Annotated in this window: 14 protein-coding genes; 9 read left to right on the top strand and 5 right to left on the bottom strand. The window is 70.5% G+C overall.

Going from position 1 to position 12,405, the window contains the following annotated elements; all coding sequences use genetic code 11:
* Positions 1–46: 46 nt before the first annotated feature.
* Positions 47–292, bottom strand: coding sequence for a hypothetical protein (locus Q5425_RS09020; RefSeq protein WP_308671662.1), 246 nt, complete (start codon positions 290–292; stop codon positions 47–49).
* A 118-nt stretch (positions 293–410) separates the two neighbouring features.
* On the opposite strand from Q5425_RS09020, the gene Q5425_RS09015 reads away from it, so the two are divergent.
* The 4 genes from Q5425_RS09015 to Q5425_RS09000 all read left to right on the top strand — a co-directional run bounded on the left by Q5425_RS09015 (position 411) and on the right by Q5425_RS09000 (position 3,823).
* Positions 411–1,175, top strand: a complete 765-nt coding sequence (locus Q5425_RS09015) for an ESX secretion-associated protein EspG (RefSeq protein ID WP_308671661.1) — start codon at positions 411–413, stop codon at positions 1,173–1,175.
* Positions 1,176–1,305: 130 nt separating this feature from the next.
* Entirely contained in the window at positions 1,306–1,749 is a 444-nt protein-coding gene (locus Q5425_RS09010; protein ID WP_308671660.1) for a hypothetical protein, read from the top strand.
* Between the two features lie 6 nt (positions 1,750–1,755).
* Positions 1,756–2,325, top strand: a complete 570-nt coding sequence (locus tag Q5425_RS09005) for a DUF3558 domain-containing protein (protein WP_308671659.1) — start codon at positions 1,756–1,758, stop codon at positions 2,323–2,325.
* A 10-nt stretch (positions 2,326–2,335) separates the two neighbouring features.
* Positions 2,336–3,823 (top strand): hypothetical protein, encoded by a 1,488-nt coding sequence (locus Q5425_RS09000; RefSeq protein ID WP_308671658.1) that lies wholly within the window; start codon positions 2,336–2,338, stop codon positions 3,821–3,823.
* A gap of 42 nt (positions 3,824–3,865) precedes the next feature.
* On the opposite strand, the gene Q5425_RS08995 is transcribed toward Q5425_RS09000, so the two are convergent.
* Genes Q5425_RS08995 through Q5425_RS08985 form a run of 3 tightly spaced genes read right to left on the bottom strand, consistent with a single transcriptional unit; the run spans position 3,866 to position 6,546 of the window.
* Entirely contained in the window at positions 3,866–4,774 is a 909-nt protein-coding gene (locus Q5425_RS08995; protein WP_308671657.1) for a glycosyltransferase family 2 protein, read from the bottom strand.
* On the bottom strand, positions 4,774–5,589 hold the full coding sequence (locus tag Q5425_RS08990; protein WP_308671656.1) for an ABC transporter ATP-binding protein: 816 nt from the start codon (positions 5,587–5,589) through the stop codon (positions 4,774–4,776). The genes Q5425_RS08995 and Q5425_RS08990 overlap by 1 nt, the downstream gene beginning before the upstream one ends.
* Positions 5,590–5,592: 3 nt before the next feature.
* Positions 5,593–6,546, bottom strand: coding sequence for an ABC transporter permease (locus Q5425_RS08985; RefSeq protein ID WP_308671655.1), 954 nt, complete (start codon positions 6,544–6,546; stop codon positions 5,593–5,595).
* A gap of 128 nt (positions 6,547–6,674) precedes the next feature.
* Here Q5425_RS08985 and Q5425_RS08980 point away from each other — a divergent pair, with 128 nt between their 5' ends.
* Together Q5425_RS08980 and neuC are read left to right on the top strand one after the other, a co-directional pair.
* Positions 6,675–7,700, top strand: a complete 1,026-nt coding sequence (locus tag Q5425_RS08980; protein ID WP_308671654.1) for an N-acetylneuraminate synthase family protein — start codon at positions 6,675–6,677, stop codon at positions 7,698–7,700.
* Positions 7,693–8,823: a UDP-N-acetylglucosamine 2-epimerase gene (gene neuC, locus Q5425_RS08975; protein WP_308671653.1), complete on the top strand. Its 1,131-nt coding sequence runs from the start codon at positions 7,693–7,695 to the stop codon at positions 8,821–8,823. Before Q5425_RS08980 ends, neuC begins: the two co-directional genes overlap by 8 nt.
* On the opposite strand, the gene Q5425_RS08970 is transcribed toward neuC, so the two are convergent.
* On the bottom strand, positions 8,820–9,494 hold the full coding sequence (locus tag Q5425_RS08970; RefSeq protein ID WP_308671652.1) for an acylneuraminate cytidylyltransferase family protein: 675 nt from the start codon (positions 9,492–9,494) through the stop codon (positions 8,820–8,822). The two genes, neuC and Q5425_RS08970, sit on opposite strands and share 4 nt — an antisense overlap.
* Before the next feature lie 101 nt (positions 9,495–9,595).
* On the opposite strand from Q5425_RS08970, the gene Q5425_RS08965 reads away from it, so the two are divergent.
* The 3 genes from Q5425_RS08965 to Q5425_RS08955 are packed head-to-tail and all read left to right on the top strand — an operon-like array spanning position 9,596 to position 12,398.
* Positions 9,596–10,288, top strand: coding sequence for a hypothetical protein (locus Q5425_RS08965; RefSeq protein WP_308671651.1), 693 nt, complete (start codon positions 9,596–9,598; stop codon positions 10,286–10,288).
* A gap of 14 nt (positions 10,289–10,302) precedes the next feature.
* Complete coding sequence (locus Q5425_RS08960) at positions 10,303–10,737, top strand: hypothetical protein (RefSeq protein WP_308671650.1); 435 nt, start codon at positions 10,303–10,305, stop codon at positions 10,735–10,737.
* 26 nt (positions 10,738–10,763) lie between these two features.
* Positions 10,764–12,398 (top strand): hypothetical protein, encoded by a 1,635-nt coding sequence (locus tag Q5425_RS08955; protein ID WP_308671649.1) that lies wholly within the window; start codon positions 10,764–10,766, stop codon positions 12,396–12,398.
* Positions 12,399–12,405 lie beyond the last annotated feature (7 nt).

Raw genomic sequence — 12,405 nt, 5'->3', positions numbered from 1 at the left:
TCTTCGCGAAGGCCGTCTCACGTACGTCGTGAGGCGGCCTTCGCCGTTAGCCGTGCATGCCGAACACGGTGCTCTTCCGGGCGAGGTCGTCGACGTATGCGGCGGCGACGTGGGCGAAGTTGATCGCGACCTCGGAGCCGTCCTTGGTGGTCACCGTCTCGACGGTGCCGGTCTGCACGAGCTGGGCGAGCTTGCCCGCCAGCTTCCCGGACTCTTCGGTGGTCAGCGCGAACAGCAGCGGCTCCCCGCCGGTGGCGAGGTGCAGGACGAGGGCGGGTTTCGGATCAGCCATGCGTCCATCGGACCAGCGGCGATCTTGCCCCGGCAAGTGGGTTCGCTGAGGGCGGAGCTTTCCGGTGGACTACCGTTTTCGGCGAAGGCCGGACTCATCCGCGGGGGGTTGGAAGCGAATGCCGCACTCGTTCTCGCTGTCGCTGGCAGCGGTGGACATCCTGCTGGAACAGCTCGGGCTCGGCCGCGCGCCGACGCCGTTCGAGGTCCCGCACGTGGGGACGACCGTCGAGCAGCGCGCGATGATCCGCGACGCCGTCGTCCGCGACCTGACCGGCCGCGGGCTGTGGAGCCGCGGCCGCCTGGACCCGGACGCGGAGCTGGCGCTGGCCACGTTCGTCCGCGGCAGCGTGACCATCAGCGCGGCCGCCGAGCTGGGCGACCGCCACCTGTTCGCCCGCGTCGCCACCGACGGCCAGTTCGCGGTGCTCGCCCGCCAGGAGGAGAACCTCATCGTCTTCGAGGAGGTCCGCCCGACGGGCATTGTCCCGGCGATCGTCGACCTGCTCCCGCTGACCCCGGCGGCGCCCGGCCAGTCGGTGACGATTTCCCGGCCGGTCCAGCAGCCCCGCCACCAGCGCCGCGACGACGCGTACGACCCGTTCGCGGGCGTCACGGGCCCGCGTTCCCAGAGCGGTGCCGGCGGGCCGCAGGTCCGCATGATCGAGCGGGTGTTCCAGGAGCCGAAGAAGCGGGTCGGCCAGTTCACGGCCCAAACCCGCGGCGGCACGTTCCCCCCGCTGGCCTGGTTCGACACCCCGAACGGCCGCTGGCTGATGTCCTCCCGGGCCGCGGCCGACGGCCAGCGGTGGATCACCTACGCCCCGGCGGACAACGCCCGGCTGGCCCAGCAGCTGTACGCCCAGCTCGAAGGCCAGTTCTGATCCTTCCGGAACCGCTCGCCGCGTGACCGCGTCGAAGGTGAAGATCGGTGAACGGCAGTGGCAGAGGGTGCCCGGCTAGTAGACTTCCGGGTGCACACGCACGGGCGAAGCGATATCGGGGTGAACAGCGATGCAGATGGCTGACGGCGGGGGCGGCTCGATCGCGAACATCGTCAATCCGCTTTCTTCGGCGAGCATGGTTGCCGCGGTGCAGAGCGTCAAGGCCGAGACCGAGAAGCTGGTCGCCGCGGCTGCGAGCGGGGGCTTCAAGATCACCCCGGAGGGCGTGAAACCGATCCGGGACGCGTTGAACGACCTGGTCACCGACCTCCGTGGCCTGGAGCAGACCACCTACACGCTCAACCAATCGCCGCAGCTGGGCAACCACCCCTACGGACACACCATCGCGGCCCACGACCAGAAGGGCGCGACGCAGGCGGAGGGCTCTGCGGGTGTCGTGCTGACCCAGCTCCGCGAGGTGGCCAAGCAGGCTGACGAGGCACTCGCGCGCGCCGCCGGCCTTTACCACGAATCCGAGAACGCTGCTCTCGACGCCATGAAGTCCAAGCCGTAGGGAACGATGAAACTCCTCGCACGCGCTGTCCTGCCCGTCGCCGCAGGTGCCCTCCTGCTGGCCGGCTGCACGACCACTCAGCCCGGAACCGCGTCGCCCGCCAACTCGGAGCCGGCCGCGCCCACGTCCGGTGGTTCGGCTTCGGCGGACCCGGGCAGTGCCACGACCGCGTCGCTCGAGCCGTGCACCCTGCTCACCGCTTCCGATGTCAGCCCGTACAGCACGTTCGGCGACGCCGAGGAGCAGAAGCTCGGCGCGGCGCGGGTCTGCAGCTACCTGAACAAGACCACCACGGCCAGCGAAGAAAGCATGGGCATCAACGTCGCCATCCGCGACGACGCTTCGCTCGACTCGGTCAACGACACGGGGAACGGCGTCAAGGACCTGGAGGTCAACGGCCGCAAGGCCAAGGAGGCGTCCGGCAACACGCCGCTCGGTTGCACGGTCGCCCTCGGTGTGGGCGACAAGGGGCGTGTCGACGTGAACGTCACCTCGGTGAACACGGTCGAGAAAGCCTGCCAGATCGCCGAAGACGTGGCCACGAAGACCGTCGAGCCGAAGCTGCCCAAGGGGTAAGGGGATCCAGATGACGACGCGACAGGGCCCGACGCCGAAGACAGAAGACAAGACACCCCAAGAAGTCCAGAACATGGCGCCGGCCGAGCGGGACGCCTACCTGCAGCAGAAGGCCGAAGAAGGCGTCGACCCCGGCAGCTGGCTCTTCGGGCCCGTCCAGCAGTGGATCGCTCAGGCCCAGGCCAAGAACCAGGCCCAGCAGATGGGCGACAAGAACGTCGCGGAGGCCACCAAGGGGCGCGACGTCGAGTACGTCCAGGGCCTGAACGCGCCCAACGCGGACTACAAGGGCAGCGACCACGCCCAGCTGCAGGCCTTCCTCGAGAGCAACCTGAACGTCGAGCAGGTCTCGGACGTCTCGACGGCGTACCACAAGGTCCACCAGGTCTTCGACAAGTTCGCGCAGTCGATGACCACCGCGGTCAACGCCTCCAAGGGCACCTGGGAAGGCAGTGCCGCCGAGAACGCGCAGCAGTACTTCACCAGCCTCAGCAAGTGGTCCGACGCCAACTCCCAAAACGCCAAACTGGCGTCGGAAACCATCTACGACCAGGGCCAGGCCGCCGCCACGGCGAAGAACTCCATGCCGGCGCCCATCCCGTTCAGCTGGACCGACGAGTTCAAGGGCTGGGCCACGTCGAACCCGTTCAACCTGCCCGACAACGTCGACAAGTCCCTCCAGAAGCAAAAGGACAGCCAGGCAGCCCACGACGAAGCCGCCGGTGTCATGGCGACCTACGACAAGAATCTCTACGAGGCCGCGTCGAAGCAGCCCGCCTTCGCGCCTCCGCCCAGCTTCAGCACCGGCGGTGGCGGCGATGACCCCAACGGCACCGGGGACAAGAACGGCATCAACAACCCCTCCGGCGTGAACATGCCGGGTGGCAACTTGGTCAACACGCCCGGCGGCACCGCTCAGGGCTTCGTGTCCGGCAACGTCCCCGGCGGCACCGGCGGGCCGGCCGCGCACTTTTCCGGGCCGGGCTCGACCACCGGCTCCGGGTTCGTCCCGGCTGGCACCACCACGCCGTCCAGCTTCTCGCCCAGCTCGATCCCCGGCACGTCGGCGCCGAACCCGAACCAGCAGTTCGGGGGGATGCCGCCGATGAGCCCGATGCCGATGGGCGGGATGAACTTCGGCGGCGACGAGGCCTACAACTCCAAGGTCGGCGGCGGTGGCGGCGGGCGCGGTGGCGGTGGCTTCGGCCCCGGCGGCTCGGCCGCCGGCAACGCGACCGGCGCGGGCGCCGCGTCGGGGGCCGCCCGGCCGGGCGGGATCGGGGCGGCCGAAGCGGCCGCGGGACGCGGGATGGGTGGCCTCGGTGCGGGCGCCGGCGGCCGTGGTGGCATGGGACCCGGTGGGGGCATGGCGCGCGGCCAGAAGGGCGAGGGCGACGAGGACACCGAGCACTCGCGTCCGACGTACCTGGTCGAGGGTGACCCCGACGAGGTCTTCGGCACCGACATGCGCACAGCGCCGCCGGTCATCGGAGAATAAGGCAAACAAAAGGGCCCCCGCTGAAGAGCGGGGGCCCTTTCGTCAGTACCGGTAGAACTTCTCCGCGCGGCCCTGCCGCACCAGCTTCAGCCACTGCAGGAACGCCTTCGGGTCCCGCTTCACGCCCACGAAGTACAGTCCGAAGCGGACGATCTCGAGCGCGCCGATCTTGCGCATCCCCGGCTGGGACAACAGGTATCCGCGGTTGCGGTAGGTGTAGTAGCGCTTGACCTCGTTTTCCGGGTCCTGCGCGTGGAACTTGCCGCCCAGCATCGGCTTGAACTCGTCCGAGCCGTCCGGGTGCAGGTACTTCGTTTTCAGCGACGTGCCGAACGGCAGACCCGAGCGGACCAGCCGGCGGTGCAGCTCGACCTCGTCGCCGCGGAAGAACAGGCGCAGGTCCGGCACCCCGACGACGTCCAAAGTGGACGCCCGGAAGAGCGCGCCGTTCATCAGGGACGCGATGCCGGGCAGGAAGTCCACGCCCAGCTCGGACTGCGAACGCTTCCAGGTCAGGCCGCGGCGCAGCGGGAACGCCAGCTTGTCCGGCGCGTCGATGTTCGACACCACCGGCGAAATCTCCGCCAGGTCCCGCTTTTCCGCTTCCTCCAGCAGGATCGCCAGCACGTTCTCGTCGGCCGGACGCCCGTCGTCGTCGGCCAGCCAGACCCAGTCCGCGCCCAGCGACAGCGCGTGCAGCATGCCCAGCGCGAACCCGCCGGCGCCGCCGAGGTTCCGGTGCGACGGCAGGTACGTGTACGGCAGCGGGTAGTTCGCGACGACTTCGCGTGCGGAGTCGTCCGGTCCGTTGTCCACGACCACCAGGTGGTCGACCGGCCGGGTCTGGGCCGCGATGACCTTCAGCGAGTCCGCGAGCAGCTCCCGCCGGTGCCGCGTGACGACCACGCCGACGACCGCGCCGTCGGGCAGCTGCCGGGTCTCGCTCGCCATCATTCCCCGCCGTTCGTCGTCGCCACCGGCTCGATGCCGAAGCGGTCCAGGGTTTCCTGGCTCATGTTTTCGAAGGGGTCGCGCCCCTTGTACGACGTGAGGACGTCCCGCAGCGAACCGCGTTGCTTGATGTGGCCTTCGTCCATCCACAGGGCGGAGTCGCACAGCTCGAACAGGAACTCGTCCGAGTGGCTGGCGAACACCAGGATGCCGGAGCGCTTCACCAGGTCCTTGAGCCGGTCGCGCGCCTTGTTGAGGAACGCCGCGTCGACCGCGCCGATGCCCTCGTCGAGGATGAGGATCTCGGGGTCGATCGAGGTGACGACACCAAGAGCCAGCCGCACGCGCATACCGGTCGAGTACGTCCGCAGCGGCATCTGCAGGTAGTCGCCGAGCTCGGTGAACTCCGCGATGTCGTCGACCCGCTTCTCCATCTCCTTGGCCGTCATGCCGAGGAAGAGGCCGCGGATGATGATGTTCTCCTCGCCGGAGATCTCCGGGTCCATGCCGACCCCGAGGTCGAAGACCGGCGCGATCTTGCCCTGGATCCGCGACGAACCCCGGGTCGGCTCGTAGATGCCCGCCAGCAGCCGCAGCAGCGTGGATTTGCCGGCGCCGTTGTGCCCGACCAGGCCGACCCGGTCGCCCTCGCGGAGGTTCAGGGTCACGTCGTGCAGGGCCTCGATGATCGGCACCTTGGTCTCGGTGCCGATCTTGCCGCCGACCTTGCCGAGGACCTTCTTCTTCATCGACCGGGTCTTCGCGTCGAAGATGGGGAAGTCGACGAAGGCGTTCTGGACGTCAATGCTGACCATTTGTCACACCCAGTAGGAGACGCGAGCACGGTAATTGCGCATCGCGACGAGCGCGAGCGCCCAGCCGACGATGGTGATGGAGACGACCACGATCCAGTTGCCCAGGGTGAACGACTGCCCGAGCAAGGGCGCCCGGACCACCTGCATGAAGTGGTACAGCGGGTTCAGCTGGATGATCGGCAGCACCCAGGAGATGCCCTCGCGCGCCCCGCCGCCGAGCAGCTGGTCGACCGGCCACACGATCGGCGTGCCGTAGAACAGCAGCTGGATCAGCGAGTTGATGACCTGCGGGATGTCGCGGAACCGGGTCGAGATGATGCCCAGCAGCAGCGTCACCCAGCCCGCGTTGAGCGCGAGCAGCAGGAAGCCGGGGATGGCCAGCAGGATCTTCCAGCTGAGGCCGGGGTGGCAGAACAGGTCGCCGGTGCAGAGACCGTCTTTCGAGCCCAGCGAGTAGGGGTTGTCGAGAGCGCCGAAGAAGATCACCAGCACGACGACGTAGACGATCATGTTGTGCGCCAGCAGCAGCGTCTGCCGCCACACCGTGCGCAGCATGTACACGCTCAGCGGCGCCGGGAGCTGCTTGATCAGCCCCTCGTTGGAGATGAACGTCTCCATGCCCTCGGCCAGGCAGCCGCTGATGAAGCCCCACAGGATGAACCCGGTGGAAAGGTAGGGCAGGAACACCTGGATCGGCGAGTTGAACAGCTGCGAGTACAGCAGTCCGAGCCCGAGCGCGATGACGGCCTGGCTGATCGTGATCCAGAAGGGCCCGATCACCGAGCGGCGGTAGCGCTGCTTGATGTCCTGCCAGCCGAGGTGACCCCACAGCTCGCGGGCGCGGAAACCGGCCTTGATGTCGGCGAAGGCGCGCGAGAACGTCTTGCTGTCCGACGTCGGCGGCGCCGGCGTCGCTACAGGTGAGTCCGCGGCCTGAACCGTGCTGGTGGCATGCACGTGGACGAGGGTACCGAGAGGATGTGCGGCGGCCTTGATGGGCACTGGCGTCGGGCGGGACCGGCCCGGACGGGCCACGGGATAGGGTCGGGGACGGACCGCAGCCCCGCAGCGACCCGGAGGTTTCCATGTTCATGCTCGGCGAGCACCCGGTCGGTGCCGACCACCCCCCTCTCGTGATCGCCGAGATCGGGATCAACCACGAAGGCGACCCCAAAAAGGCGCACAAGATGGTCGACGACGCCGCGGACGCCGGCGTTCAGGTCGTCAAGATCCAGACCCACGTCGTCGACGACGAGATGATCCCGAACGACGTCGTGCCCGGCAACGCCGACGAGCCGATCTGGGACATGATGAACCGCGTCGCGCTCACCGCCGAGGACGAGCGCGAGATCAAGGCGCACGCCGAGGAGCGCGGGCTCGTCTTCCTGTCGACGCCGTTCTCCCGCGCGGCCGCGGACCGGCTGGCCGAGCTCGGCGTCGAGGGTTTCAAGATCGGCTCGGGGGAGTGCAACAACTACCCGCTGATCCGGCACGTGGCGTCCTTCGGCAAGCCGGTGATCCTGTCCACCGGGATGAACGACATCGCGTCCATCACCCCGGCGGTGGAGATCCTGCGTGCGGCGGGGGTCGGGTTCGCGCTGCTGCACTGCACGTCGCTGTACCCGACGCCGCCGGAGCAGGTGCGCCTCGGTGCGCTCGCCGAGCTGCACGCCGCCTTCCCGGACGCCGAACTCGGGCTTTCCGACCACACGACCACGATCTACCCGTGCCTGGGCGCGGTCGCGCTCGGCGCGTCCGTGCTCGAACGGCACTTCACGTCCGACATGAGCTGGCCCGGCCCGGACATCCCCGTTTCGTCGACGCCCGCGGAGTTCAAGCAGCTCGTCGAGGGCTCGCGCCTGATCCACGCGTCCCGCGGCGGCTCGAAGCAGATCCTGGCCGAGGAACAGCCGACGATCGACTTCGCCTACGCCTGCGTGGTCACCACGAAGGACGTCGCCGAGGGTGAGTCGCTGACCACGGACAACATCTGGGTGAAGCGCCCGGGCACCGGCGAGATCAAGGCCAAGGACTTCGACGGCCTGCTCGGCCGGACCACCGTGCGGGCGCTGCCCGCGAACACGCAGGTGAGCTGGGCGGACCTTGGCTGAGACCGGGCGGCGTGAGGTCCTGTTCCTCACCGGGACCCGCGCCGACTTCGGCAAGCTGCGGGACGTCATGCTCGCCGTGCAGAAGAGCCCGGTGCTGTCCGCCCGCATCGTGGTCACCGGCATGCACATGCTGCGCAGCTACGGCTACACGGTCCGCGAGATCGAGCTGGCCGGGCTGGAACGGCTGCACCTGATCCCGAACCAGATCGAGGACGAGCCGATGGCGCTCGTGCTGGCCAACACCGTCCAGGCGCTGGCCCGGCTGGTGCACGAGGAGCAGCCGGCCGCGATCGTCGTGCACGGCGACCGGGTCGAGGCCCTCGCCGGCGCGATCGTCGGGTCGCTGGCGAACGTGCGGGTCGTGCACATCGAGGGCGGCGAGGTCAGCGGCACGATCGACGACGTCATCCGGCACTCGCTGTCGAAGCACGCCCACGTCCACCTGGTCGCCAACGAGCAGGCGCGGCGCCGGCTGCTGCAGCTCGGCGAGGAGGAGGACCGGATCTTCGTCGTCGGCAGTCCGGAGGTCGACGTCCTGACGTCGGCGCGGCTGCCCGACCTCGACGAGGTCCGGCGCCACTACGAGATCCCGTTCACCGACTACGGCCTGCTCGCCCTGCACCCGGTGACGACCGAGCGCGACCAGAACCGGCGGAACGCGGCGGCCGTGGTCGACGCCGTGCTCACCGAAGGCAACTGGGTCGTCATCGACCCGAACAACGACGAAGGCTGCCGCGAGATCAGGAGCGAACTCGACCGGCTCGAGGGGCCCCGGTTCGTCCGCCTGCCGTCGATGCGGTTCGAGTACTTCGTCACCTTGATGAAAAACGCGGCCGTCGTGCTGGGCAACTCGAGCGCCGGCGTGCGGGAGGCGCCCGTGCTGGGGACGCCGTCGGTCACCGTCGGCACCCGGCAGCGCAACCGGACGATGGCCCCGAGCGTGCTGTCGGTCGACCCCACGGCCGAAGCCGTCACGGCCGGCATCGGCAAGGCCCGCGCCATGGGCCGCTGCGAGCCGCACACCGAGTTCGGCGAGCCGGGCGCGCACCGCCGGATCATCGACCTGCTCGAGGGCGAGGAGATCTGGCGGCCTTCGCTGTACAAGGCCTTCGTGGACCGCTAGCCGGCGGCGTGCTGCTCGGCCAGGACCAGGTCGGCGGCGGAATCGACGTCGATCGCGCGCTCGACCGGCACGAACTGGGGCCGCACCTCGGGGATGAAGAACCGTTCGTGCCGGCGGAGGTCGCCGGCGCGGACGAGGTAGATCCCGCCGGTGGGCCGCAGCACGACCGGCAGCGTCTGCCGCGGGGCTTCGAGGTCGGCCCAGTCCCGGACCGGGGCGATCCCGCCGTCCGGCGTCTCCAGGCACACCTTCAGCGGGTGGTGCTCGGCCGTCCGGCACATCTGCACGACCGAGCCGCTGGGCCGGTCCGCGTGGATGTCGAGGCACTCGGCGATGTCCTCGGCCGTCCGCAGCGGCGACGTGGGCTGGAGCAGCAGGACGAGCGTCGAATCGGCGACGCCGAGCGTGTCGATCGCGTGCGTGACCGCGGGCAGGGTCCGGCTCGTCGCGTCCGCGAGGTGGGCGGGCCGCCGGACGGTCCGGGCCCCCTCCGCCTCGGCCGCGGCGGCGATCTCGGCGTCGTCGGTGGTGACGACGACGTCGGCGATCCCGGCCGCGACGGCGGTGTGCACGGTGTGCGCGACCAGCGGACGGCCCCGGAAGGGCGCCAGGTTCTTGCCCGGCAGCCCGACGGAGCCGCCCCTCGCCGGGACGATGGCCAGCGCGGTCACAGAGGACCCCTTCCGGGAAACGACGGTGGTCTGTCGGCTATTGTCCGTCTGCTCGGCTGCCCCCTGACGGCGGCCCCGGTCACCGATGCCATGGGGGAGCGATGAATCGGACTCAATTCGCGGGCGAATCGTCCGAGCAGCTCGACGAGGGTGATATCGGCCGCATGCTCCGCGAACTCCTGCTCGCCTACGCCCGCGGCCAGCGCGTCGAGACGATCGCGGTGGTGGGGAACGCGCCGATGGCGCCCGACGCCGCGCGCGCCGCGCTGATCGACGGCAGCGACCTCGTCTTCCGCATGACGACGTTCGCGCTGGACGAGCCGGCCGCCGAGCCGACCTACGGCCGCCGCACCGACGTCGTGGTGATCCACCGCGGGGTCGTCGTCTCGCCGTACACGTTCGCCGACTACACCTCGCGCCTCTACCTGCTCGCCGAGCCGGGCCGGCTGTTCTGGGAGCCCGAGACGCTGCCCGACTGGTGGCCCGCGGACCTGGGGTTCGTGCCGATTTCGAACCGGGAGTTCGTGCTGCCGCTGTCGGAGCTGCTCGGGCTGTCGAGGGACGAACACGTCTGGGCCACGACCGGCACGCTGGTGACGTACTTGTGCCGGCAGCTCTTCCCCGACGCGCTGGTGCGCCTCACCGGCGTGTCGATCATCGAGCGGCCGGACCAGACCGACTTCGAGCACGCCTGGGGCGACAAGGTCGGCGTGACGGCGGAACACCGCCTGCACGCGGAATCGAAGCTGCTGAGCACTTGGCGTGACTCCGGAAGAATCGAGATCATACAGTGAGTGACAATCACGGGGTGGTTTCGCGGGCGAAAGAGCTCGCCCGCGTGGCCGGGCGGCCGGTGGTCGCGAAGCTGCGGCCGCGGATCGAAAACATCGCCCTCGACCGGATCCGGCCCGAGCTCGACGCGGTGCACGCGGACGTCGCCGCGCTGCGCCGGGACGTCGACCGGGTCACCCAGGAGCTCGACGGCCACGTGAAGTGGCTCTACGACGAGCAGCGCCGCCTCGCGCCGCACCTCGCCGCGCTGGAAACGCGCGTCGCCGCCTTCGAACGCCCCGGCGCGGTGGCCAAGCCGGCGGACCGGCTCGAGTACGCGCCGGACGAGGCCGGCGAGGTGCGCGCCGAGCACGCCCGCATCCGGGCGCGGCTCGCCGCGATCTCCAAGTACGAAGAGCGCTTGGCCCGCCTGGAAGAGGAGCTCGCGGCCCGGCGTGAGGTGACCGGCTGAGCCGTGTTGATGCCGCGACGCCCGCCGTGGCCCGGCGGGCCCGTCCGGCGTGGCTGCTGCTCCTCGTCCCGCTCGCGCTGACGATCGCCTGGACGGGTTTGAACCACGACGTCCGGTTCGTCCTGGGCACGCTCCAGACGGCCGGGCGCGCGGGGCTGTCGCCGTCCGAAGTCTTCGTGCACCGGCCGATGGCCTACCGGCTGGTGCTGGCCCTCGCCGACGCCGGAAGTTCGCTGCCCGTCCCGGGCCGGGAAGCCGTCGTGCGGGTGCTGGCGCTCGTCGCCGTCCTGCTGGTGGCGCTCCTGCTGCGCGCGGGCCTGTTGCGCTACCGCCCCGCCCCGGAGGCGACGGCCGTCGCCGCGGCGACGGGTATCGCGCTGGCGCTGGCCCCGAACTGGGACTTCCTGCAGCCGGAGTGGCTGGCGGTGGTGTTCGCGGCCGGCGGCGTCGGCGCGGCGCTCCGGATCCGGCGGCCGGTGCCCGCCGCCCTGCTCGGCGGGGCGCTGCTGGCCCTGACCGTGCTGGTCAAGTACACGACGGCCCCCACCGCGGTGGTCGCGCTCGGCGTCGTCGCGGTGCTCGACCGGCGCCGCGCGCTGCTCACCGGCGTGCTCGGCGCGCCGATCGGCCTCGGCCTGTTCGGGCTGACGATCCTGATCGAGCCGCGGGAGTGGCGGTGGTTCCGCGAGCTGTCCACGCTCAACGGGGCGAGCCCGCTCAGCCGGGGCTTCGCGGTGAGCGACGCGCGGGCGCTCGCCGGGACCGTGCTGAACGAGGCGCTGGCCGTCCCGGTGGTGGCTCTGCTCCCGGTGAGCGTCGTCGTGCTGGCGCGGCTGGCGGCCGGACGGCGAGCGCGTCTGGCGTGGCTCCTCCTGCCCGCGGCCGCGGTCTTCGTCGTGCTCGCGGCCGTGGTGCTGCAGGGGCAGTGGTTCCAGTACCACCTCGCGGCGCTGGTGCCGTTCGCCGCCGCGGTGGCGGGACTCGCGTGGGCGCGCTGGTCCACCGAGCACGGCGGCCCACCCCGGGCGCTGGTCCTGCCGGCACTCGCGCTCGGCGTCGGGATCCCGATCGTCTCGGCGGCGACAACGGAGTGGCGCCTGGCGCACGGCACGCCCGTCTACGCGGCGCTGGCGGTGCTGGTCGTCGGCGGGGTTTTGGTCGCGCTCAGAGACCGCGGCCGGACGTGGCCGGCGGCGGCGTTGCTCGGCGCGTCGGCGGTGTTCGTGGTGCCGGTGTGGCCGAGCGCGCCGTACTCGTTCGACGCGATCCACGCGGACTACACGAACACCGAACGGGTCGCGGCGGCCCGGCTCGACGAGCGCCTGTTCGCCCCGGTCCGGGCGCAGATCGGCCCGGACACCCCGGTGGTCTACCTGGCGTTCGGAGACATGGCGTACTTCTTCGGCAACCCGGCGAGCTGCCGCTACCCGGCCCCGGTGTTCGTGCAGCGCGGCACGTACATCCCGGCGGTGCGTGCGCTGGAGAGCTACCGGGAGAACCTGGGCTGCCTCGAGCGGCCGGACGCCGGGTACCTGGTGGTGCAGCCGTCCTGGCTGGCGCTGGACCGCCTGCCGCCCGACGTCGCGGCCGGGCTGCGCAGCCGGTTCGACTGCGACCGCGCCCTGCCGGCGGGCGAGCTGACCGTGTGCCCCCGGCGCTGATCGAGGA

The sequence above is a fragment of the Amycolatopsis sp. A133 genome (assembly GCF_031082405.1).
Lineage (GTDB): Bacteria > Actinomycetota > Actinomycetes > Mycobacteriales > Pseudonocardiaceae > Amycolatopsis.
This window is presented reverse-complemented; position numbering and strand designations above follow the sequence as displayed.

Coding starts and splice junctions, on each gene's coding strand:
- Q5425_RS09020 (WP_308671662.1), bottom strand. CDS start 292: ATGGCTGATCCGAAACCCGCCCTCGTCCTGCACCTCGCCACCGGCGGG.
- Q5425_RS09015 (WP_308671661.1), top strand. CDS start 411: ATGCCGCACTCGTTCTCGCTGTCGCTGGCAGCGGTGGACATCCTGCTG.
- Q5425_RS09010 (WP_308671660.1), top strand. CDS start 1,306: ATGCAGATGGCTGACGGCGGGGGCGGCTCGATCGCGAACATCGTCAAT.
- Q5425_RS09005 (WP_308671659.1), top strand. CDS start 1,756: ATGAAACTCCTCGCACGCGCTGTCCTGCCCGTCGCCGCAGGTGCCCTC.
- Q5425_RS09000 (WP_308671658.1), top strand. CDS start 2,336: ATGACGACGCGACAGGGCCCGACGCCGAAGACAGAAGACAAGACACCC.
- Q5425_RS08995 (WP_308671657.1), bottom strand. CDS start 4,774: ATGGCGAGCGAGACCCGGCAGCTGCCCGACGGCGCGGTCGTCGGCGTG.
- Q5425_RS08990 (WP_308671656.1), bottom strand. CDS start 5,589: ATGGTCAGCATTGACGTCCAGAACGCCTTCGTCGACTTCCCCATCTTC.
- Q5425_RS08980 (WP_308671654.1), top strand. CDS start 6,675: ATGTTCATGCTCGGCGAGCACCCGGTCGGTGCCGACCACCCCCCTCTC.
- Q5425_RS08965 (WP_308671651.1), top strand. CDS start 9,596: ATGAATCGGACTCAATTCGCGGGCGAATCGTCCGAGCAGCTCGACGAG.